This window comes from Algoriphagus ratkowskyi, from assembly GCF_002150505.1.
Lineage (GTDB): Bacteria > Bacteroidota > Bacteroidia > Cytophagales > Cyclobacteriaceae > Algoriphagus > Algoriphagus ratkowskyi.
The window spans coordinates 24,031-46,019 of sequence record NZ_MSSV01000020.1; the positions used below are offsets into that span (position 1 = coordinate 24,031).

Here is a 21,989-nt window from a genome sequence, read left to right on the forward strand (position 1 = left end):
TTGATAGCCAAGAACCTCTCGCCAAAAAACACACCAGTTTATTTGAAATTCAAACCTTTAAAATTATGAAACACAATTTACCTAACAGTGCCGTTCGGCTAAGTAAGGGCTTTCTGAAGATAGTCTTACTTCAATTAATTTTTGTCCAAAGTTTATTCGCAAATCCTGCGAGCGAGCAGGATTTGGCAAGCTACCATGTGAAATTATCTGTGGTGGAAGCAAAGCTTCAGGATGTTTTCAATCTCTTGGAGAAGCAAACAGACTTTGAGTTTGCTTACAACCAGAACCTAGTTCAATCTAATTCTAGAATCACATTAAACTTAGAATCTGATCTGCGAAGCACGCTTCAAAAAATCACTGAGCAGAGTGAGTTCAATTTTAATCGAATAGATCAGAAGATTTACGTTGAGAATCACAAATCTGGGTCTAGTGTTGTGAAAGAAGAGCGAACAATTACTGGAATTGTGATAAGCGTAACTGATCAGGAGCCTATAATTGGAGCTTCTATACTAGTGAAAGGGACCACTTCAGGAGTGATTTCTGATATAGACGGTAAGTTTACCTTGACAGTAGCAGATGATGCTACGGAGTTAGTGGTTTCTTATTTGGGTTACAAGAATCAAACAATCGCTTTGACGAATGCAAATGAGCTTACGATCAGCATGGAAGTAGAGGATTCTGTTTTGGAAGAAGTGGTGGTGATGGGTTATGATTCACAGAAGAAGAAAGATCTAACAGGTTCGGTCGCTGTAGTAAACGTAGAAGAAATGAAATCAATGCCTGTAGCAAGTGTAGAAACTATGCTTGCTGGGCGTGCTGCTGGTGTGCAGGTGCTTTCTGATAACGGTCCAGGTGGAAATGTAACGGTAAGAATCAGAGGTTTTGGGACTGTGAATAACAATGATCCTCTGTACATCATCGATGGAACTCCCGTGACTAATGGTTTGAACACGATCAATCCTCAGGATATCGAATCTATGCAGATACTGAAAGATGCTGCTGCGTCTTCTATCTATGGCTCCAGAGCAGCCAATGGCGTGGTGATTATCACCACTAAGAAAGGTGGCCGATCTGAAGAAGCTACCATTACATTGGATGCTTATGTGGGTTTACAAAATGCTTTCAATTTGCCTACTATGCTTTCAGCTCAAGGCTATGGCGATATGCTGTGGCAAGCGTTTGAGAACGATGGCAAAACTCCAGCGAGTGATGTATATGGTTCTGATCCAAACAATCCAATGATCCCTGAATTTTTAGATGCTGCGCAAAGAATTCCTTCAGCTGATGTGAATTGGGTAGATGAGATTTTCAAAACAGCACCAGTTCAGTCATACAATGTAAGTGTGGCCAAAGGTGGAAATAACGGGAGTCATGTGATGACGTTAGGTTATTTCAATCAAGAAGGAATTGTCAAATACACTGGTTTCGATCGTTTCTCAGCTCGATTCAATTCAAATTATAAGATCAAGAAGTTTTTGAACGTCGGTGAAAACTTCACTGCTTCTTTCACGAGAACGAACGATGTATCTACCAATTCCTCACTAGGAAGTATTGTATATGATGCCTTTCAGTTTCCAAGTATTTCTCCTGTGAAAGATTTGGATGGTAATTTTGGTGGAAATCCTTTGAATGATATCTCAAATCCATTGGGAAATCTATATCGTCAGAAAGACAATACGAAGAATCGTGTCAAAGTGCTGGGCAATTTCTTTGCAGAAGCTACCTTAGCGGAAGGTCTGACATTCAAAACGAATTTAGGTATTGACTATGAAAATCAAAATGCACGCTCTTTTTCTCCAGAATACAATGAGATTCTTTCTCTTAGAGCTGTAAATAGTTTGTCTGACAATAGCTCTTTCTACTATCAATTAGCGTGGACAAATACGCTTACTTATAATAGAGTAATTGGCAATGGTAATTTGGATGTGTTGCTAGGGCAGGAAGCGATTGAAAACTATTCGGAGTACAAAAGTGCTTCGAGACAGAGCTACTTATACGAAGATCAGAATTTTCAGTACTTGAGTTTTGGCACAAAGAACCAGCAGAATTCCGGTAGTGCGAGCAAGTGGAACTTGAATTCGTATTTCGGAAAAGTGAATTACAATTGGTCAGACAAGTATTTAGTATCTGCGACCGTACGTTACGATGGTACCTCAAGACTGTCTCAGAATAAGTGGGATGTTTTCCCGGCCTTTTCTGCAGGATGGAGAATCAGCAATGAAGATTTCCTAAACTTAGGTGATAATGTAGATGAATTAAAGATCCGCGCTAGTTGGGGACAAACCGGGAACCAGCAAATTCCGACATATTCTACCTTGGCTAGTTTTCAGAACAATATCACGTATTCTAACTATCCAATAGATGGAAAGCAAGAGTCCGTAGCAATCGGTCTGGTACAGACTAGAGTTGCCAATGAGAATCTGAATTGGGAAATAACCACTCAGAGTGGTGTGGGTGTGGATTTGACTATGTTTGGCGAGCGTCTTTCTGTGACTGCTGACTATTACAGCAAAGTGACTAAAGATGTTTTGATCTATGCTCCGATTCCATTGACATATGGCGGTACAAACGATGGCGTCTGGATCAATGGTGGAGAAATGAGAAATCGTGGTTTTGAGTTAGGTACAAAATTCAATGGTACTGCGGGAGATGTTTACTACAACTTTGGCTTCAACTATACCTATTACAAAAATGAGTTACTCTCTCTCAGTAATGGAGTTAAATACTTGGGTATTCCAGGTTCTTCCTTACACAGTGTAAATTTTGGGCAAGAAATATCTAGAACACAAGTGGGTCAGCCCATCGGTACATTCTACGGTTATGAGTCTTTAGGCATATTCCAAACACAAGCTGAAGCGGATGCATATACTGCGCAACCACTAGCTCAGGCAGGTGACTTGAAGTTCAAAGATATCAACGAAGATGGTATCATTAATGACCAAGATCGTGCAGCTATTGGTTCTCCACATCCAAAAGCGATTATTGGTTTTAGTGCAAATTTCCTTTACAAAGGTTTTGATCTAGGCTTGTTCTTCAATGGTTCTTTTGGTCACCAGATTTACAACTTGACCAAATACAAAACTGAATTCTTCAATCAATCAGCTTACAATAAATCAGAGGATGTACTTGGCGCTTGGACCCCTGAAAATCCAGGTTCAAATATTCCAAGATTGTCCCTAGATGATCAAAATAGTAACATCAGACCATCTTCTTATTATCTAGAAGACGCGAGTTATTTCAAGCTAAATAATCTACAGTTAGGTTACACCTTTCCTAGCACATCTATCAAGAATATGGAGCTGAGACTTTACGGACAAGCTTCCAACCTATTTACAATCACGAGCTATTCTGGGATGACTCCTGAGATCGGTTTACAGAGTTATTCCTCTAGCAGCAGAAATCTGGATATCGGTGTAGATAGAGGGATTTATCCTCCTTCCAGAACTTTTATTATTGGTGTAAACGTGAAATTTTAATTCTAAGAACATGAAAATTCTAACACATAAATTCCGAACCTTCTGCTGTACTGCGGCCATTGTAGCTATAGCGGCATCCTGCTCCTCAGATTACCTAGAGGAAGTTCCTTACGGGGAAGTAGCTCCTTCTGAAATGAATACACCTACTAATGTGGAGCGGGCGATTATAGCTGCTTACAGTGTTCTCAATGGGCAATTTGATGGGGCCTCAAGTGCCTTCAATTCTCCTGCATCCAACTGGAGTTTTGGTGACGTCGTTTCAGATGATGCATACAAAGGAGGTGGAGGTACAGGTGATCAAAGTCAAATCCATCAGATGGAAATTTTCGGTACTCTGCCTACTACTACAGATGTGCAGAGAAAATGGTTAGCACTCTATGAAGGGATTAAGCGAGTGAATTATGCGCTCAATCTTCTAGAAGGAAGCAAAACATTTGATGGAAGCCTAAGAACTCAGCGAGAAGGTGAGTTGAGATTTTTGAGAGGTCATTATTACTTTGAATTGAAGAAAATCTACAATCGTATCCCATACATCGATGAGACTGCAAAAGCTATTGATGATTTCTACGTATCAAATACTGTCTTATCGGATGAAGAACTTTGGGGGAAAATCGAAGCTGATTTTGAAGCTGCCTATGACGTATTACCAGCAGACCAAACTGCTTCTGGTCGCCCTGCGAAACTAGCTGCTAAAGCTTATTTAGCAAAGACCTATGTGTTTCAGCAGAAGTGGGCAGAAGCTCTTGCTGCATCAAATGAAGTGATTAATTCAGGGAAATATTCCTTGCTGCCAAATTTCAGAGATGTATTTCTTCCTGATTTTGACAACAGCAGTGAGATTATTTTTGCTGTGCAGCACTCTGTAAATGATGGTGAGCCAAGCAACTTTAATGGTTCTATCGGTGATAGACTGTCAGCTCCAGGGGGACCATTTTATAACCAATATGGATTTCATAGACCGAGCCAAAACTTGATCGATAGCTATCAGACTTTGTCTGATGGCACACCAAATTTTAATCCATCCGCTAACCCATCAACGTTAATGGATCCTAGGGTAGATCACACAGTAGGTCGTCCAGGTATTCCATACTTGGATTTGAAAATAAATTACGAAAGTACTTGGGCAAGAGACTTAGCTACGTATGGCCCATATGCTCCTAAGAAAAGAATGGTATCTGCCTTATCTAGTTTACAGATCAAGACTTGGCCTTATATTTCTGCATTGAATTACTACGTAATTCGCTATGCTGATTTGTTGCTTTGGAAAGCTGAAGCTCAAGTGGAGTTAGGAGATTTGGAAGGAGCTAGAGCTACGGTGAATATAGTTCGCGAAAGAGCTGCGACAAGCGCTACTGTATTGGCACTAGGTTCAGATGCTCCTGCCTCAGATTATGCTATAGCATCATATAGCTCGGCCTGGACAGATGTAGCTGCTGCTAGAACTGCTGTCAGGTTAGAAAGACGAGTAGAGTTGGCGATGGAAGGTCATCGTTTCTTTGACTTGGTACGTTGGGGAGTAGCAGCTGAGGTGATGAATAGCTATTTCAATAATGAGAAAAAGTTTAGATCGCATCTAACCAACGCTAGTTTCAAAGTGGGTGTGAATGAATATTTCCCAATTCCTCAAGCATACATTGACCTAGTGGGTAATGAGCTAGTTAAGCAGAACTCAGGTTATTAAGGAGAAAATATTATATCTATAGAAAAGCATGGGGGAGACTCCGTGCTTTTTTTGTTTTTAGATCTCTTGATAAATTACTGCTTACACTGAATAACTAGAACGAATAGAAATGAAAAAAGGAATTAAGCTAATCATTGAAATCATAATAGGATGGACTCCGAAAATAACCAAAATGAATAGAATGAAAAACACCAAATATGCAGCTGAGAGAGAGTTGCTATAGTTTTTTCTAATTTTTATCAATCCAAAAATCCCCATATTTAAGGCGAGGAAAAGAAGCAGCAAGAACGCCAGATTAAGTAAGGTTTCACGATTGCCATATTTATAAATCAATAAGATAAGCTCGGGCAAAAGAATTATAATTATTGTAGTACTATGTTGTCGCAACTTCAGTGCAACGCGCACAGGCATGTTTTGGAAGTAAGTCAATTGCTCAGATTCGAACTCATTTTTCTCCAACCAGATAGGGAAATGAGCATAACACGCACAGAGCAACCCAAACTCCAACCATCTCAGATCATAGTCTCCAGAGTGAAATGAGTAGAAAAAACCATTGAGCAGTATGATGCTTATGAGTTTAACAGCGAGGATCAGCATCGTTCTGTTTTCTCGCAAATGCATCAAAAACCAATATTCAAAGTTCAGTTTTTTGAACCACCGGGATCTGACTCGAACATGATCTGGAAATGGCTTTTTGACCTTAGAATAGAGGAGGCTGATATCTATTAAGAAAACAACAACCAGAAAACCCCAAAGTATAGGAAGCTTTGCTAAATCACCGATCTCAAAACCCACGTAAGTCAGTAGGCTAGCGTAGAGTAAAAGTATGGCGTGATTTGCAAGCCAAACAGGAAGGAAGTTCCAGTTCAGTTGACGGAAAGATAGGAATGCAAGCTGATGAAAAATTCGAAATCGGGTGCCATTCATTAGACGACGTTGAAATTGCTGCTGAGCAACGGCATACAATAGAAAAACCAGAAGGAAACTATAGAAACCTGCGGTATTCTCTAGCAGACGTTCAGCAATCATGAGATGCTGCTTCAGCTCCATGAAGACTCCGAAAACAAGGATGACTAAAATGAAAAATCCCAGAAAAGCCTTGTGAAATGGAATTACAAAAGACTTGAAAAACAGTTCATTCATGACAATGTACTAGAGTTCCATCAGCGATATTCAATATAGAATCATAGGTAAAAAACTCCTCGAAATCTGCGATATGGGAAGTGAGCAGGAAGTTGACACCATTTTTCAATTCACGATTTACCAGTTCGGTGAGACGTTTCTGTGAACCGACGTCAATGGTCGTATAGGGTTCGTCAAGGATGATCAGGCTTGGATTGCCCAAAAAAGCCAAAATCAATCCTGTCTTTTTCAGCATTCCTGAGCTATAAGTAGAAATCGAATTTTGTGAAAAGTCCCCGATACCCAAGATTTCTTTGAGTGAGTTGATCTGAGAAATATCCGCTTTTTTGGTTTTGGCGACAAAAGCGATGAGCTCATCCATAGTCAGGAACTCTGGAAATAGAGGCTCGGCTTCGGAGTAATTGACGAGTTTGCGAAAGGCTATCGGCTCCTTTTTTAGAGATAAACCATTGAGAACAACGTCACCCTCAAAACCATGAATACCGGCAATAGCTTTCAGAAGCGTAGATTTCCCTGAGCCATTTTCACCCTTGATCAGATGTATTCCTTTGCTCAAATGCAGTGAATTGAACTCTAGTTGAAAGCCAGTAAGGTAGGTTTTACGGAAGTGCTGGATTTCTAACATAGACTTATTGGTGTGCCAAATTTAACCGCAAAGTGCGCAAAGATTTCGCAAAGGGCGCGGAGATAGTTGTTCTGCTTCTCCAGTAGCAGGACTTGGTTTATTACATTGTTAAGATCAGAATTTTTGAATTATTCAGGGTTTGGTTTAGGAAGTTTAACCTAAATTTCAATCCTTTTCTTTTCATATATAAGTAAAATACCCTGTGCAGGGTATGTTTTTCATTAAAAAAATCACTTTGTTGCATAGTTCTTTATAAATAGGAAACATAGCCAACTTTTGTTATTTCTGGGCTTAAATCCAGAGGCATATAATTCAGTTCATCAGGTATCTATATTAGTTGAGCATTTTCCGCTTTCTAGGAAGATTTTTCTCTAGGAATCTATCCACTAATTTGACTACTTTTTTACCCCAATAGAATATGAAGTTGGAAAAAATTCTAGATAGGCTTAGCTCGATCGAAAAAAACTCCTTTATTAAAGTTATTGATACGTTAATCTCCAAAAGTAAGGATAAGAGCAAGGAAGTAGAGAAGATTCTTGTACCAGTAAACAAGGGTTTGAAGTCTGTAGATAGCCTAAATATTTCCAAAATATTCGAGTTAATGTCGGATGAGTTTATGGAGTATGTTCAATGTGAATTTCAGGAAGTTAATTCCCAGCTTGACATCTTTCTAGATATTATAATACGTGATGGAAATTGCATTATGAGACAAGATTGGTTTTCTAGGCTTTACGAATCTGAGATTAAAAATTTGAAATCAAAGATAAAGTCTTTAGAAGGTGATTTTGAGAATGAGAAATCAGAACTTTCCCAAGATAGAAAACGAGACTACAGGATTTACAAAGCATGTCTTTCCACTGCCTTTTTTAATGATGTTGCCAATAACCGCGAGGCGAAAATCACGTCTGACGAACTTTCTATCGTGCTGACTTTAGTTAAAGAATTAGGCTTGTCTCAGGAGGAAGTCAAATTGATCAACTATTCAATTCTGCCAGTGAAGAAAATGGAAATATTAGATGTGATCAATAACCTAAAAAACATTGGAATCATATTCTATTCAAAAAAAGAAAACACACTTTTCATCGCAGATGAGATGGTTAGGCTTTTACGTAAAGTCAGGAAAAAGGAAGTCGCTGATAAGTTTTATCGACGTACACTCAAACTTTTAAGAGAACCTGAGATTAATACTATTGCCAAAAAACATAATATTGATCGAAAACTTACACATTTCAAAAAAATAGAAGGCGTTATTAATGCAGGTATTTCTTTCTCAGATTTACTTCAATTTGATCTTTATAAGGAAGGTATAACCCTTACTGAAAAGAAAAAAGCGCTTAACGAACTCTGTGAAAAAGGCCTGCAAATTCCTAATCTTCGCGGAAGCACTCTTCAAGAGAAAATTGAAAGTCTAATTCACTACTTTGAAGCAGTAGAAAAGGATGAAAAAGTAGGGATATCAATCGATGGCTATGATAAGCTTCTCACTGAGTTACATCAGTCCTTACCTGCTCTAAATAAGAAATTAAAAGAGCACTTTGAACTTCAAGATGAGTTTGTACTCGAGGCGGAGTTCTTACTTGATTATAATATCAAGCCAAGAGATATTCTAGACCTTTTAGAAAAATCGGATATAGAAAAATTTAAGAAAGATAATGGGGTAAAATTACGTGGCGATGATATTTTGAATATTCTTGAGCATTATAAGGATGTTGAAAATATTTATTTAGAGAACTATGAACACGTCGGATATAGGAATTATAATCAATTGAAAGAGAACGGAATCCAAATACGCGAAAGTGAGCTGGGTGTCAAATTTGAGGAGCTCACAAAAATTATTTTTCAAGGGCTAGGATTCAATGTTGATGAGAAATTCCGACAAGAACTCAATACTCAAAAAGATCTCATGGACATTTTAATTAACCTTGGAAATGGAGAAGTTATTATCGTAGAATGTAAAACCAGCAAAGAAAGTGGCTACAACAAATTCAGCACTGTTTCCCGTCAATTGAAGTCCTATCAGAATGTAGCATTAAAGAATAATTTACGGATTGTGAAAATTCTGCTGGTTGCTCCGGAATTTAGCGATGATTTTGTTACAGATTGTGAGATGGATGTTGACATGAATTTGTCATTACTTACAGCTTCAACATTACGGGTAATCTATGAAACTTTTAAAAACTCAAAATATCAAATGTTCCCTCATGTTCTTTTTAGAGATGTAGTGATCAATCAAGAGAGAATTGTGAAAGCTTTGAGTAAGTAATGAGTAGTTGTAAGAAAGATGAGATTTAAAGAAAACTTGGTTTAAAAAGCAACAAAAATTTTAAGCGCATTAAAAACCCTCCTAAATATTTATAGAAGGGTTTTTGAGTAACTATTAAATACATCTAGAAGATATTACGGGATTTTAATTCTGAAAGGAGAAATCTTCCTGAAAAGGAAGCTTTAGGTTATTAGATTTGAGAGTCTTTAGGGTTGAAGTTTTTTCAGTGCATCTTTGATTTTATCCTCACCTTCCAATATTTCAAAAGAAATCACAGAAGCAATTTTGGAATCCAAAACGTCCACCAATGTTTGAGCTACATCCGCTCGGGCAATTTTTCCGCGTTTGCTAAGTTTTACGGCCGCTTCGATTTTACCAGTGGCTTCATCATTGGTTAAACTTCCTGGGCGTACGATTGCATAATTCAGATCACTTTTGATTAGGTGATCGTCTGCATTATGTTTTGCCAGCAGATAATCATACATGTCTGAGTCTTTAAAATCCTCAGGTTCTCCGGCACCCATAGAACTGAGAAGGACGAATTTTTCAATTTTATGTTTTTTGGCTAGATCCACACTTTTAATAGCGCCATCCTGATCTACAGCTAGAGTTTTTTCTGGACCTGTAGATCCGCCTGATCCAGCTGCAAAAATTACTTTTGAAATTCCTTTGAATGCAGGTTCAAAATCTTCCTGCAGATCACCAAGCACAGTTTCTATCCCTTTCTTTTCAAAGTACTTCGCTTGAGAATCTTTTCTGATCATAGCAACAGGATGGTAGGTAGAAGAGCTATGAAGCATCTTGCTAATATATTTTCCAGTGCTTCCATTCGCACCGATGACTAATACTTTTTGCTTTTCGGTATTCATGATTTCTTTTTTGCTTTCAAAAAGTCAATAAGCTAGCCAACTGAATTTATTGGATTTGAAAAGTTAAGAGCACCTGTTATAATCGAAGAGATTTATCCACTGCCGTTACTTTGTAAGGGAAAAAAAAGAATTTTCTACCAGCGTTTCTGAGTTAAAAAATCGTAGCATTTGAATTATGAAAAGAGCCAGCCTATAAGGGGGTAATTATATTGCAGTATTATCTAGACGATGATATTAACCTGCTCACTATAATTCCAGAATGAGATTTGTTGCCAGCCAGATATTCGCTAAGAGGTTTTTCCGAGATTTCTACCAGCATATTTTTTGAAGATGCATGCATTAAATGAATTCTGCCATTTTTCTCAATTGCGAACCCAGTATGCACAATATCTAAATTGGACATGCTTGTAGTAATGGCAATAATATCCCCAGATCGAATATTCTTTTCCAAACTCTTGATTTCAGTTTTTGGAATAAAGAAATAGGTTCTCTCTTTGATGGTAGCTTCAGCGGTTTTGATTTCGGCGAGGTTTGCTGGATTAGCTAGCTGCTCATAGAATTTTGGATTTTCTGACATAAAAGAAGGAGCATTTGGATAAGGTGATCCCCCAATTTTTGCCGTGATATCAGTCAAAATTCCTTTCTCTTGATTTTCAGCAATCCAGTCAGAAAAGTAGTGGAGGCGGGAAGGGTAGCCTTCATTGACTCCATCTCTGTATCGAAGATTTTTCAGTTCCTTTTCGAATGCTTCAAAAGTAAATTCACCTTCTTCTGCAAGTCTTGTCAACGTAATCACCGTTTCCACAAAAGTCGTGCAGTCCAAACCCATCAAGTTGATCACCAGCTTCTCTTCACCAGGAAGCTCCAAGGTTTTCTCTACGTAGGGAGTTTTCAGGAATTCCTTTCCGATCTCGATCACTAACTCATTTGTGGTTTTGCTACTTAGATCTTCCTGTGAAAGATGGCTTAGCATTTCTTCCAGCTTTTGTCTGCTTTCTAAGGTGCAGGTGGTTTGGGAGAAGGAGAAAAGAGGGAGGAGGTAAAAGAGGAGGAGGGTTAAGTGTTTCAAAATGATAAAGAGTTATGGTTTGGAGGAGGGAATTTAGGGATCTTGACACAGAAATATAACATTATTGAATTCATTTTTATTTGAAATGGTATGTGAAATTGTTGTTTCAAGACGATTTTTTTAACCATCTGTTTCAGCGGTTTTTAAAAAGATTTTTGTAATACGATAGTAGTAAGGAACCAGATTTTGATTGTGTTCAGGTCCTTATTGAGTGGCAATTGCTCTTAAAATAATTTATTTATCTAAATATGTGATTGTAATAGCTTCAGTGTTAGAGGATTAAATAGACCTGTTAAAATATACCCTATATAGGGTATTTTTAGTTATGCCAAAAATTCTTTTCTTGGAGGTCTTTACAAAATAAAGCCATCTTTACTTCAAATATCACATGCGTTTATTTTGCCTGATTTTCTTAATACAACTTTTTCTTTTCTCATGCGAATCACCTGGAGATAAGGAAAATAGGTTAAAACTTGAGCAGCAAGCTATTAGGGAGTCAGATGCTGAGAGCAAAGAAGCCGAGGAAGAAAGAAAATTGGCTTTAGAGATTGAAAGAAAAACACAAGAACTATACAACCGATACATCAATAATTCTTTAAACCAAGGTGCGACGCCATACTCTTCCTGCTTTGGTGGAAACCAAATCTGCTCGTCCAATGGCTGCTCTGAAATAAAAGTAAATGGTCCAAAGGATTCGGATGTTTTGGTGACCATTAAAAGTGGGAATCGCGTAATTAGGCACGCTTATATTAAATCTGGCAACAGTTATACATTTCAGTTGCCGAATGGAAAATATCAGCCTTTCTTTTACTTCGGCAAAGGCAGGAATCCAGAAAAAGAGATGGGTTCTCAAAGCTGTACTGAATTGAAAGGTGGGTTTATTTCGGAAGATGTCTTTGGGAAAGATGATCCTCAAGAGTTAGGGGATACAGTTCTCACCTATTCCTTAGTATTACAAAAATCAGGGAATTTCTCGACTAGACCGAGTAATGAATTAGAAGCTTTTTGATCAATTTTAAATGGGAATTAAATTATACTTAAATGTTCTGTTCCTTTTCCTAATTGTAGGACTATCTGCCGAGGCACAGGTTAAAGAAAGAAGAATATACATCTTAGATGGCACGAAATCTATGATGGGATATAATGGAGCTGAAGATGTTTGGGAGAGGGTTAAAAGCTTGCTAAATCAAAACATTACAAATATTGATGAGGGAAAGAGTGACATTATATTGGTGGTTTTTGCAGACAAAATATATGAAAAGGTTAAAGGGAAACAAGAAATTTTGAAGTTCTTAAAATCATTTAAACCAGAGTATGTAACTCCAACTAATATCACAATTGGATGGAAAGAGATTGAAAATCTTGTTGATCCATCTAAATTTAATTTCATTACTTTTTTAACTGATGGAGAGCATAATGACAATTCAGCTTTAGACTTACCTTCGGTAATTAATGATGCCGATCGATATCTAGGTGAAAATAATGCTTTTGCCTGCTTTGTAAGATTAACGCCAAAGGCAATTGATCCTAAATCATCTAAAATACTTGAGAGTGCTAAAAATATTAGTTTCATTGATGGAATTAAATTTCCTTCTTTAATTCGACCGTCAATTTCAAAACTCACCGTCAATCTTAGAGAACCAATAAGTTTTAATCAAAAGCTGTTTTTTGAAAAATTCAATGATTTAGATTTTCCTGAAAATTTTTCAATTGGGATTGATTTCATCAATAATTCAGATAGCTTCAAAGTCAATAATCCAACCGTATTATTGACAAAGGCAGATGGTATTATTCCAATTGATTTGGAGTTTTCAGGAAGTATTTCTCCAGTAGCTTCTACAGAAATTATAAATTCTAAAATCGAGTTAAGAAGTCTGACCCCAAACGTAATTCTAATCAGTAATGAAGTAGAAATTGAGTTCATCAATAAACCAGAGAAATTAGCCCAAATTACTATAAATCCTGATTTTGGAATACTTAGCAATTATCCTAGTTTTTTGTTTTGGTCAAATAAGACTGATACTGTATTTCAGACAGTGAGTGTTGATTGGAGTGAGGATGCTAAGTTGTCAAATTCATCTCTGAATTTAAATCTTAAATTGGATGGACTTAAAGATTCTGAATACGGATTGGTAGTAGATGGCTATCCACAAACATCTAAAGAAATTGAATTCCTAAGTTCTGAGAACGCTAAAGAAATTGGTTTTTTTATCAATGAAAGAATGCAGTCAGGTATAATGTCTGGTATAATTCAAGTATCTAAAATTGATCTTGACCGGACCAATGTTGATGAGCCTTTAACTTTTGAGATTAAGCTTAATACTAATTTCAATCCTTTGAAAGTAACTATGTTTTGGGTGGGAGTCATCATCTTGGGCTTTTTGTTATTTTGGTTTTTAATTCTTAGAAATCAGATTTACAAAAAATTCCACAAGGCGTCTATTCAAATCACTGATCCTTATTTTAAAAGTTTTAGGGTAGGAGGATGTCGAAAAATGATCTTTTCTTCATATCCGATTAAACAAAATTCACTGTCAACTATTTTCAAAGGGAGGCTGCATAATGAAGTAAACCCAATCTGGGTTACTCCTTTAACTTTTTTGCCAGGCAAGAATAAAACTGATTTAATTAAAGTTGTACGTAACCAGGAATTTACACTGGATCCATATTCTATTTTCTTGAAAAGATATGGCGAATACAATATCAAGGATAAATCTCGAAAAATAATCAAAATAAAAATATCTTAAAAGATACTCATTATGGCAACCAAACTCAGAAGGACATTATTTATAGGATTGGGGGGTACTGGACTTCAAGCAGTTCTTCATACCAAAAAGAGATTGCAGGAAACTTATGGTGAGGTTCCACCTATGATGGGGTTCTTATCTATCGATACAGATTCCAATTCTATAAACAAAACGCTTAAAACGAAAACAGGCGAAATTGTTAAACTTGATGCAAGCGAGTTTCATTCGATGACTGTTCAGAACCCAAAAGATATATATCAGCAACAAACCGCCTTATTCTCTTGGATGCCAGAAGAAAATTTACCAGCAATGTCAACCATTCAATTTGGTGCTGGCCAGGTACGAACTACTGGTAGATTTGCAGCTTTTTGTCATTATTTGGATTTGCAAACACTTATCTCCAATAAGATTACAAAAATCGCAAATGTAGATAATGTAGGTGCAAAATATTCTTTAGCAAACGAAGTAGTCGAGATTCACATGGTGTTTTCCCTTGGCGGAGGTACTGGCAGTGGGACATTTATTGATGCGGCATATATTTTACGAGATGTTGTTAATAAGCAATTTGTATTAAATACCAAGGTATTTGGATATGCTGTCCTACCCGATGTTTTTGCACAAATGGATCCAGGAGGGCCTTCTATGGCTAGAGTTCGACCAAATGGCTTTGCTGCATTGAAGGAATTAGATTACTTGATGCACTTGAAAGCTAATTCTCCGCCTTTTGTAATTGATTATGGACAGGGGAATAGAATTTCAACCAACCAGACACCGTTTGATTCTGTAATGCTAATTAATAATAGCAATCAGGCGGGTCACATTTATACTAAAATCGAAGACCTAGCAGAATTGATCAGTTTAGGATTAACGATTGGAGGTAGTGAACTTGGAGAAAATGTCCAAAGTGTCATGGATAATGTTGTCACCATGGTAAATGGTGGAGTATTGGATGTGGAGAATAAAAAGGCTTGGGCAAGTGGAATGGGCATTTGTGAGATTTATTTTGATGGAAATAAATTGGGGAATATTTATGCTGAAAAAGTGATAAATCAATTGATTCATAATATTAATAATGCTTGTAGTGATAATAATAATATTGCTAATACTTGGATAGATTCGCCTGAGGTAATGATCAGAGAGAATAATGGACAGGATAATGTGATAGATCGATTATTAGATGCTGCGCCAAATGTTGCGTTCTTTGATATCAATGATGCGAAAAATGCAAAGCCTGAGCTAGATCAATATTTGGAAAGTGTGAAGCCAAATCTTGATTCTATTCAAGATAATGTAATTGAATTCGTGTCGGAAGTAGATGTGCAGTTGGCAAAGCTTATAAAAACAGAGCTTAATAAATTATGCGGAGTAGGTAATAGCATAGAAATACTAAAAGAAATTAGTAACCAAATTAAGATATTTAAAGCTGAGATGACTGAAGAAATTTCTCAATTTTCAGTTAAAATCGATAATTTAAATCCTCAATTACAATCGGCCGTAAATTCTTTAAATGATGCGAATAGTTTATTTTTCAATAAGAGAAATGCAGTCTCTAATGCCAAAGAAGATCTAGTTGGATTGGTTAATGAAATGGCTAAATCTAACCGAGAAAAGGTGCGAAGAGAATATGCCAACAGATTTTTCAACTCATTGCAAACGAAAGTTGAAGCTTATCTTGAAAAGGCGAATAGTCTTAAGGTTACGTTGAAAAGTATTTCTGAGAAAGCTAGTAATCAAGTTAATTTTCTACAGAACAATGTAAATGAAGATCATAAAACATTTGTTATTGAACTACAAGGTCATTATGCAAATCAAATTTCGATAACCGATCAAGATATAGCAGTTAATCAGTTTGTAAAAACTCTTGATGGAAACCAATTATTTGATTTCATGGAGATGAATGAAGTTCTTATCCGTGAAAAAATGTGGAATTATGCTAGAAATCTCGAAGGTGCACTTGGGTGGAGGAATAAGAATATTGAGGAAGTAATAGAAGATTTACCTGAAGAGAAAATTGAAGCGATTATTCAACAAGCGATATTGAGATCCACACCCCTGTTTGGATATAATTACAGAGGACTAGTAATAGGAAAACAACTTCATCATTCCTTCTTTGTTGGATTGCCACAAAGTGGGAATAATAGTCGATTTGAAAGAGATAAGTATTTTAAATCTTTCGTTTCTGGGACTACGAATGTTGACTTTACAACTACTGGAATAAAAGATAAGATTATCATCTATCGGCAAATTGTCTCAGTACCAGGTTATTCTTTAGCAGGAGTTGAGGGATATGAAAATGTGTATAAGAATATGAGTTCTCATCATAATTTTCATGTAGATAAAACTTGGGAACAAAGAATGGCTAGAGAGAATTTTAGTATTCATCCAGATAGAGGACAGGATAATTCTATAGAGTTATGGGTGAAAGGCATAATCTTCGGTTTTATAAAGAATGAGGGTGATAAATACTATATTAAATCACAAAGTAATGGTGATCCGTTAGAAAATTTTTGGCATCAATTATCGCAAACCTCTTATAGAGATGACGCCTTTGATGTTTTCAAAAATAGTATTGGCGTATTTGAAGGAGAATTGAAGCAGAGTATTCAAAAGCTAAGGAATGAATTAGGTGATACAAAAATAAATGACAAGATTCAAAATGTCTCTTCGGAAAATTATGTGAATGATTATTCTCAAGTTAATATAAGTATACGAGAGCTTAAGGATGATACTAGGACTTATCAAGGAGTTCTTGATTTATTATCGAAAGAGGTTCGATTTGTAGAAACTGAACTAAAAAAATGAGAGTCCCCTTATTAAATCTTTTTATTAGTAAAGAATTAGTAACACTTTTTAAGAGTGTTGATTCGTATTTTATAAGCAGGGTGTCTCAGAGTTTTTATTTTGAGAATAAGATATTTGTAAAAAGTGGAGAGGATTTTCATTTTGGTAATAGTAATACACAAGATGGAATTTCAAAGGATGAGTTCTATGAGAAATTCATGGAATTTTATGCGTCTAAGGTTAATATAGATTCAAATGTCAACTTTCTACATATAAATGTCTTTTTGAGCCTTGTAGATAGGGAAGCATCCAAAAGTCTGAAGGTTCTTCTCGATTGCATTTCTGATTTTAGGGAAACATATCATTTAGATGTAAGACTTTTAGTTTATTCACTTGGTGAGAATTTTAATTCTATTCGGAATACTGATCGAGTTTCGATTGAAGAGCAGTTAAAGATTCAAAGCCTTAACAGTGAAAAGATAATTAGTCTAAAAGAAAATACTAGTTTTATTTCAGTTTTCATAGAAAATAAGAATTTATCAGGGTTAAATATTGAGTTTTCTAGTGATGATTTAGTGCGGTTGGTCTATGAAACTTCATGTAGACTAGCCTATAATTATTCAGACATAGTTAATTTATTGTCGACTGAGAAAATTTTTAGTTTTGGTTGCTCTTCCTATTATTACGAAGTAGAAGAATTACGTGAGCACCTAGAAAAACTTGCCTGTTTATATGTTTTTGAAAGCGCCGGCGTTCAGACAGATGAGAAAGCTGATAATGTAAAGGTTGGTAGAATTGTTGAGCAGATTTGCACTGAAAATGCAGATTTATACCCCGCATTTCTATCATGGGCAAAAAGTAATAACTTAGATGCTACCCAAAATCAAACTACAAATGTTTCCAAATTTATAAAGTATAAGAAATCTATCTTATTAGAGTTTTTAAAGACGCCCCAGCTTTCTATTATTGAAAAGAAGGCAATCTTCATTCAATTGTTAGGGGAAGATAATGAATCGATTGTTGGTTATAATTTTGACAATTACGAGCGATTCACTATTCTAGATATTGAATATCTGACAGCGAAATTTTTTATAAATGAACTGAATGAGCCTATTTCTATTGAAGAAATAAAAGTAGTAAGACAAGAGATTCAGAATAATAAGAGTTACAAAGCACAAAAGGAAAGTGAGTTAAAAGAATTAGTAAGGCATATTTCCAAAAACTCCACCTCTCTAGATAATCAATTTGGATTGAAAAAAATTATATTTAAGAGCAAGAAATTTGGTTTGTCATCAAAGGCGGTTCCATTGATTGATGATTCTTTATTTTTGGAGTTTGGGGCTAGAGATGGGATTTCAATTAGGAATAATCTTGATTTCAGTTCCTATATCGATGATTTTTCTGAGGATTCGATTTCCTCAAATGAGGTAATCTGTTTCGGCTATTTATACAGCTATTACCTTAAAAGAATAGGTGATAGCCAAAAATTGAGTTTACCATATTTGCATTTTCATCTCGAAAGTCAATATGGTAGAAAGGAAGAATATTCCCTTATAGAAATCATTAATGTCTTAATAACAGCTGGTTTTTCAAAATCTCAATATTATTTAGATGTTGAGGAAGATCCTTCTGCTGAGGCAACTGAAGATGCTCTGAGTAGAAAATTGGATAATATCAAGGTTCTCAAGCCCGAGCAACATTTATTTTTGAATGCTTTAAATCAAGGGCATCCTATTTATTCTAAAATTCGTGTTTTCGATAGTTTTAGCTCACACTTTGAACATTCTCACGGTGTTGTTCAGTTTCCTTCTCAAAGTGATATTGAATCTAGTAATGAACATTTTCATCCAATTATACTATGTGGTTATACCAAATATGATGAGAAGTATATCTATATAGCAAAAAGTCCTTGGGGTAAAGAGTTTGGGTCTAAGGGTTTCATTTTTTTAAGCGAAGATTATTTGTTTTCTGGATCTTTCTTAGATGAATCATTCATTATTGGTAATATAATAGGGATGGATACAAGCCTGAAACATTCCGTGGATTTTGAATCTCTGAGTTTCAATTTGCAGGATGATACTTCTATGGCAAGTCTTGTGACAAGTGCCATAAACTTTTCTCAATTTCAAATTTTAAAGCTTGAAATTGTCTACCGTGTAAAGATGGATAAGTATTCGCAAGAAATACAACGGCTTCTAATTCCAGCTAATAGGTATAGTATTACTCAACAAATAGCCCGGAAATTGTCTGATAAAATTTCTCATTTAGAAAATCAACTATCATCAGTAAAAAAGGAATACGAGGATGCTAAGTTAAGGAATCAGGAAAGGTTAAGAAAAAAATCGCTATATACTTGGTTGGCTGTTGGTTTAGGTGTTTTGGCACTAATTTTTGTTACTCTTTTTATAGTAATGGCCTTCACATTCATTCCTGGTATAGTGTCTGGTGTTTCAGCTTTAATTTTCTTGTATTATCTGATTAATTTGGATCCTGCTGAAGAGCTCCAAGAGTTACTCAATAGAATCAGAACCATTGAAGAAGAGGTAGCTTCTTTAAGAATTAAATTAGCAGATATATTTATTGAGGGTGAGTTAAGGGGATATTTGCTGGATGGTTTCCACACTCTTAAATCAAATTTGAAAGATAAATTCCACCTATTATCAGATTTAATTGACCATATTGATCAGGATTTTTTAGATCTGAAACTTTATGAAGATAAGATTTTGAACCAGAGCGGCCCATATCAATCATTAATTGATTTCAGTTTTCTGAGAAACTCAATTTCTCCTAGAATTGCCGATTCTTATACTAATGTTAAGCTATTCGATTTATTAGATTTGCATTTGGTTGAAAGTGTCCTTGAAGCTAGAAGTAATATGGTTGCGAATATTGTTAAGAAAAATGAATCTGATTTTCAGAATATATTATCTGGATTTAAATTGAATGAATATTTATTTGGAACTAAAAACTACACTCATTTGCCTAATCCTAAATCTCTTGATTTCTATGCAAATCGATTACAAAGGTATTCTAAACCTTTTATCTTTATGAATAGCTCAGTAGGCTCTAACAATAATTTGGTATCTAGATTGTGCTTCCTTCCTCAAAAGGTTGATAATGATAATGATTTAAATCGAGATATAAGGAATCATTTTGATTTCCCACCTCTCTTCATGGAATTTGGAAATAATTTTCAATCAATAGCTCATTTTCAACTTATAGAAATACCATTATTGTCAAATCTTGTTATAGCTTCTCAAACCAAAAGACTATTTGGTGACGACATAAGTATATAAATAAGTTTAATTTGTCTCTATAAGTGATTCTTCATTTTTATGAAGGTATACTTAACTATATGAAATTAGAGGATGGCGTATTTGTAAATGCTGAACTTGTAAAAAATGGATATGCTATGATCATGACGGTTCCACCAAATGTAATACAAGCTGAATTATTCTTGGAGCTTCAAATTGAATCAAGAGAAAACCAAAGAGGTCTATGGAAAGAATTTAAAAAATCTCTTTAGCTATCCTCCTTTTCCTTTTAGACATGCCTTATGGTTTTTTCAATTTGTCAGATTTGTAGCTATGGTAGGATTTGGGTTTTTGGCTGTTCAGGCTAAAAACGAAAACAACGAACAAGCTTTCTGGATTTATGTAGTCTTTGCCCTGCTATTTCAGCCTTTTTTCAAAATAGCGCTTGGAAAAGAAGTTTGGAATATAGTGGACGTGATAGTTGGAGTAGGATTGTTAGTTAGTCTAAAAAAAAATGAATAGAAGATTGTAAGGCGGATCTTTCTTGATCAGTCTTCTTTAATATTTATTCACCCGAACAAGTAAATATTTCCTTTGCTAATTTGATTTAATTTTGGTACTACCACGAATTTAATGGAAACGTTACTTGATTATTTGATGGTAAGAATCTCTGGAGGAAAGTATCCGGAAGGGTGAGCCTTGCGTGATTTTCGGTTTTGGGCTGCTTTGCTCGCCGTTAAGAAAATGGCTTAGCTCCCGAGGTACGAGGGAGATCCAGTCATTTTTAGGTGGGCAAGGCAGAACAAAATTCCGCTATCTCCTCATCTCAAATCAATGACAAAAGCTTCCAGCGGAAAGATAAGACCGAGGCTCAGGGTTTTTTGGTTACTTTTTGGCCGCCAAAAAGTGACAAGGATAAATAGATAGAAAATGGATTGAAGTGCTCAGAACGTTGAATCTTCGCCGTATTAATGAAACTTTAGTAAAATAGATATCCTACATTATTCTGCATAAGATAAGTAAAATGCTAAACTTGCTATTTCATTAAATTCAGGGTAGAGCCTTAATTTTTATTTGAACTTAAACCTCCCAAATACAGGCAAGTGATCAGAAATTCCGCGTGCTGCTTCAAGATTTTCACACGTTCCTACGAAATCAAGAGCGCCAGATTGAGCTAGTTGAGCGCTGTTGGTTGAATAGTAGATGTTATCAATGGAATGATTCAGATAATTATGTTCTACACATTTGGTTTTTAATGTAGTTGCTGTTCCTTTCAGAGCCGAATTATAGCCTAGCCTGTATAGATTGTCCCAAACTTGATGATTCTCATCTATGTTGAAATCACCAACAATAAAAACTCTATCTGTTTTTAGTCTTTCTGGGTAGTTTTTGAAATGAATGATTTCCTCTTCAGGCTGCTGGTTGAATCTACGAGAGTGGAAATTGATCACATAAAACGGCTCCTTACCCTTCGTCAATTGAAATTTGCCTATAAAGGGCTCTCTGTCGCAAACTTCTTCTAATTCAGAATCTAAGTAGGCACTTGTGAGCAATTTTACTTTTGAAGTTTTCCAGAGAAAAGCATAGCGCTCACTTATGTATGGAGAAGGGCTATTTGTCGGATCACTTATTCTATAGTCCCATTGAGCGCCCATTCTATTTAACTCATCCACAATTTTTGCGACAGCTTGAGCTCCTGCAGGATCTTTAGCCACTACTTCCTGTATCGCCACAAGGTCAATATGTCGAATGATCTGAGCTATTTTAGTTATTTCTTCTGCATCTTTTGTCCTACCTAAGTCTTGAATATTCCAAGTTGCTATTGTTAATTCCTCAGACATTGAATCATCGTATTCAACGTTTCTAGTAATTAGCTCTTTATGAACAGTAACTATAGCGGAGCTAAGCTGATTGACTTGAGTTTCAGTTTTGTCACTGGTTGAAGTACATGAGCTTATTGCTAAAAAAATAGTAATCAGTAATACTCTAAGAAAATTGTGCTTCATTTCTGTCCTAAATGTTTTTATAAAAGTAGAGATCTTGTATTAATCGTTCATACACCTTTACTTTTTGCTAATGCA

At 35.8% G+C, this 21,989-nt stretch carries 14 protein-coding genes; 9 read left to right on the forward strand and 5 right to left on the reverse strand.

The genetic code is table 11. The annotated features are described in order from the left end of the window. Positions 1-65 precede the first annotated feature (65 nt). Together BVH02_RS17560 and BVH02_RS17565 are read left to right on the forward strand one after the other, a co-directional pair. Positions 66-3,476 carry a SusC/RagA family TonB-linked outer membrane protein gene (locus BVH02_RS17560; RefSeq protein WP_086502781.1) on the forward strand — a complete coding sequence of 1,137 codons (3,411 nt, stop codon included), beginning with the start codon at positions 66-68 and terminating at the stop codon, positions 3,474-3,476. A gap of 10 nt (positions 3,477-3,486) precedes the next feature. Beyond that, the gene (locus BVH02_RS17565; protein WP_086502782.1) at positions 3,487-5,157 is read left to right on the forward strand and encodes a RagB/SusD family nutrient uptake outer membrane protein; all 1,671 of its coding nucleotides are present in this window, start codon (positions 3,487-3,489) and stop codon (positions 5,155-5,157) included. A gap of 81 nt (positions 5,158-5,238) precedes the next feature. Here the strand turns inward: BVH02_RS17565 and BVH02_RS17570 are convergent, their stop codons facing one another. After that, on the reverse strand, positions 5,239-6,300 hold the full coding sequence (locus BVH02_RS17570) for a hypothetical protein (protein WP_086502783.1): 1,062 nt from the start codon (positions 6,298-6,300) through the stop codon (positions 5,239-5,241). Further along, entirely contained in the window at positions 6,293-6,925 is a 633-nt protein-coding gene (locus BVH02_RS17575; protein ID WP_086502784.1) for an ABC transporter ATP-binding protein, read from the reverse strand. The genes BVH02_RS17570 and BVH02_RS17575 overlap by 8 nt, the downstream gene beginning before the upstream one ends. Before the next feature lie 418 nt (positions 6,926-7,343). Between BVH02_RS17575 and BVH02_RS17580 the strand changes: the two genes are divergently transcribed. Then, positions 7,344-9,188 carry a hypothetical protein gene (locus BVH02_RS17580; RefSeq protein WP_086502785.1) on the forward strand — a complete coding sequence of 615 codons (1,845 nt, stop codon included), beginning with the start codon at positions 7,344-7,346 and terminating at the stop codon, positions 9,186-9,188. Between the two features lie 206 nt (positions 9,189-9,394). On the opposite strand, the gene BVH02_RS17585 is transcribed toward BVH02_RS17580, so the two are convergent. Then, positions 9,395-10,057: an SDR family oxidoreductase gene (locus BVH02_RS17585; RefSeq protein WP_086502786.1), complete on the reverse strand. Its 663-nt coding sequence runs from the start codon at positions 10,055-10,057 to the stop codon at positions 9,395-9,397. Between the two features lie 217 nt (positions 10,058-10,274). Beyond that, positions 10,275-11,126 (reverse strand): N-acetylmuramoyl-L-alanine amidase-like domain-containing protein, encoded by an 852-nt coding sequence (locus BVH02_RS17590; RefSeq protein WP_223271906.1) that lies wholly within the window; start codon positions 11,124-11,126, stop codon positions 10,275-10,277. A gap of 388 nt (positions 11,127-11,514) precedes the next feature. Here BVH02_RS17590 and BVH02_RS17595 point away from each other — a divergent pair, with 388 nt between their 5' ends. The 6 genes from BVH02_RS17595 to BVH02_RS17620 all read left to right on the forward strand — a co-directional run bounded on the left by BVH02_RS17595 (position 11,515) and on the right by BVH02_RS17620 (position 20,430). Next, a complete protein-coding gene (locus BVH02_RS17595) occupies positions 11,515-12,135 on the forward strand; it encodes a hypothetical protein (protein ID WP_086502788.1) in 621 nt (206 codons plus the stop codon). 10 nt (positions 12,136-12,145) lie between these two features. Next, a complete protein-coding gene (locus BVH02_RS17600; RefSeq protein ID WP_086502789.1) occupies positions 12,146-13,873 on the forward strand; it encodes a vWA domain-containing protein in 1,728 nt (575 codons plus the stop codon). Between the two features lie 12 nt (positions 13,874-13,885). Continuing rightward, on the forward strand, positions 13,886-16,675 hold the full coding sequence (locus BVH02_RS17605) for a tubulin-like doman-containing protein (protein ID WP_086502790.1): 2,790 nt from the start codon (positions 13,886-13,888) through the stop codon (positions 16,673-16,675). Next, positions 16,672-19,950, forward strand: a complete 3,279-nt coding sequence (locus tag BVH02_RS17610; RefSeq protein WP_111357181.1) for a C1 family peptidase — start codon at positions 16,672-16,674, stop codon at positions 19,948-19,950. Before BVH02_RS17605 ends, BVH02_RS17610 begins: the two co-directional genes overlap by 4 nt. Before the next feature lie 23 nt (positions 19,951-19,973). Then, a complete protein-coding gene (locus tag BVH02_RS17615) occupies positions 19,974-20,180 on the forward strand; it encodes a thermonuclease family protein (protein ID WP_223271907.1) in 207 nt (68 codons plus the stop codon). A 61-nt stretch (positions 20,181-20,241) separates the two neighbouring features. Next, entirely contained in the window at positions 20,242-20,430 is a 189-nt protein-coding gene (locus tag BVH02_RS17620; protein WP_086502793.1) for a DUF6804 family protein, read from the forward strand. A 548-nt stretch (positions 20,431-20,978) separates the two neighbouring features. On the opposite strand, the gene BVH02_RS17625 is transcribed toward BVH02_RS17620, so the two are convergent. Next, positions 20,979-21,914: an endonuclease/exonuclease/phosphatase family protein gene (locus BVH02_RS17625; protein WP_086502794.1), complete on the reverse strand. Its 936-nt coding sequence runs from the start codon at positions 21,912-21,914 to the stop codon at positions 20,979-20,981. Between the last annotated feature and the right edge of the window lie 75 nt (positions 21,915-21,989).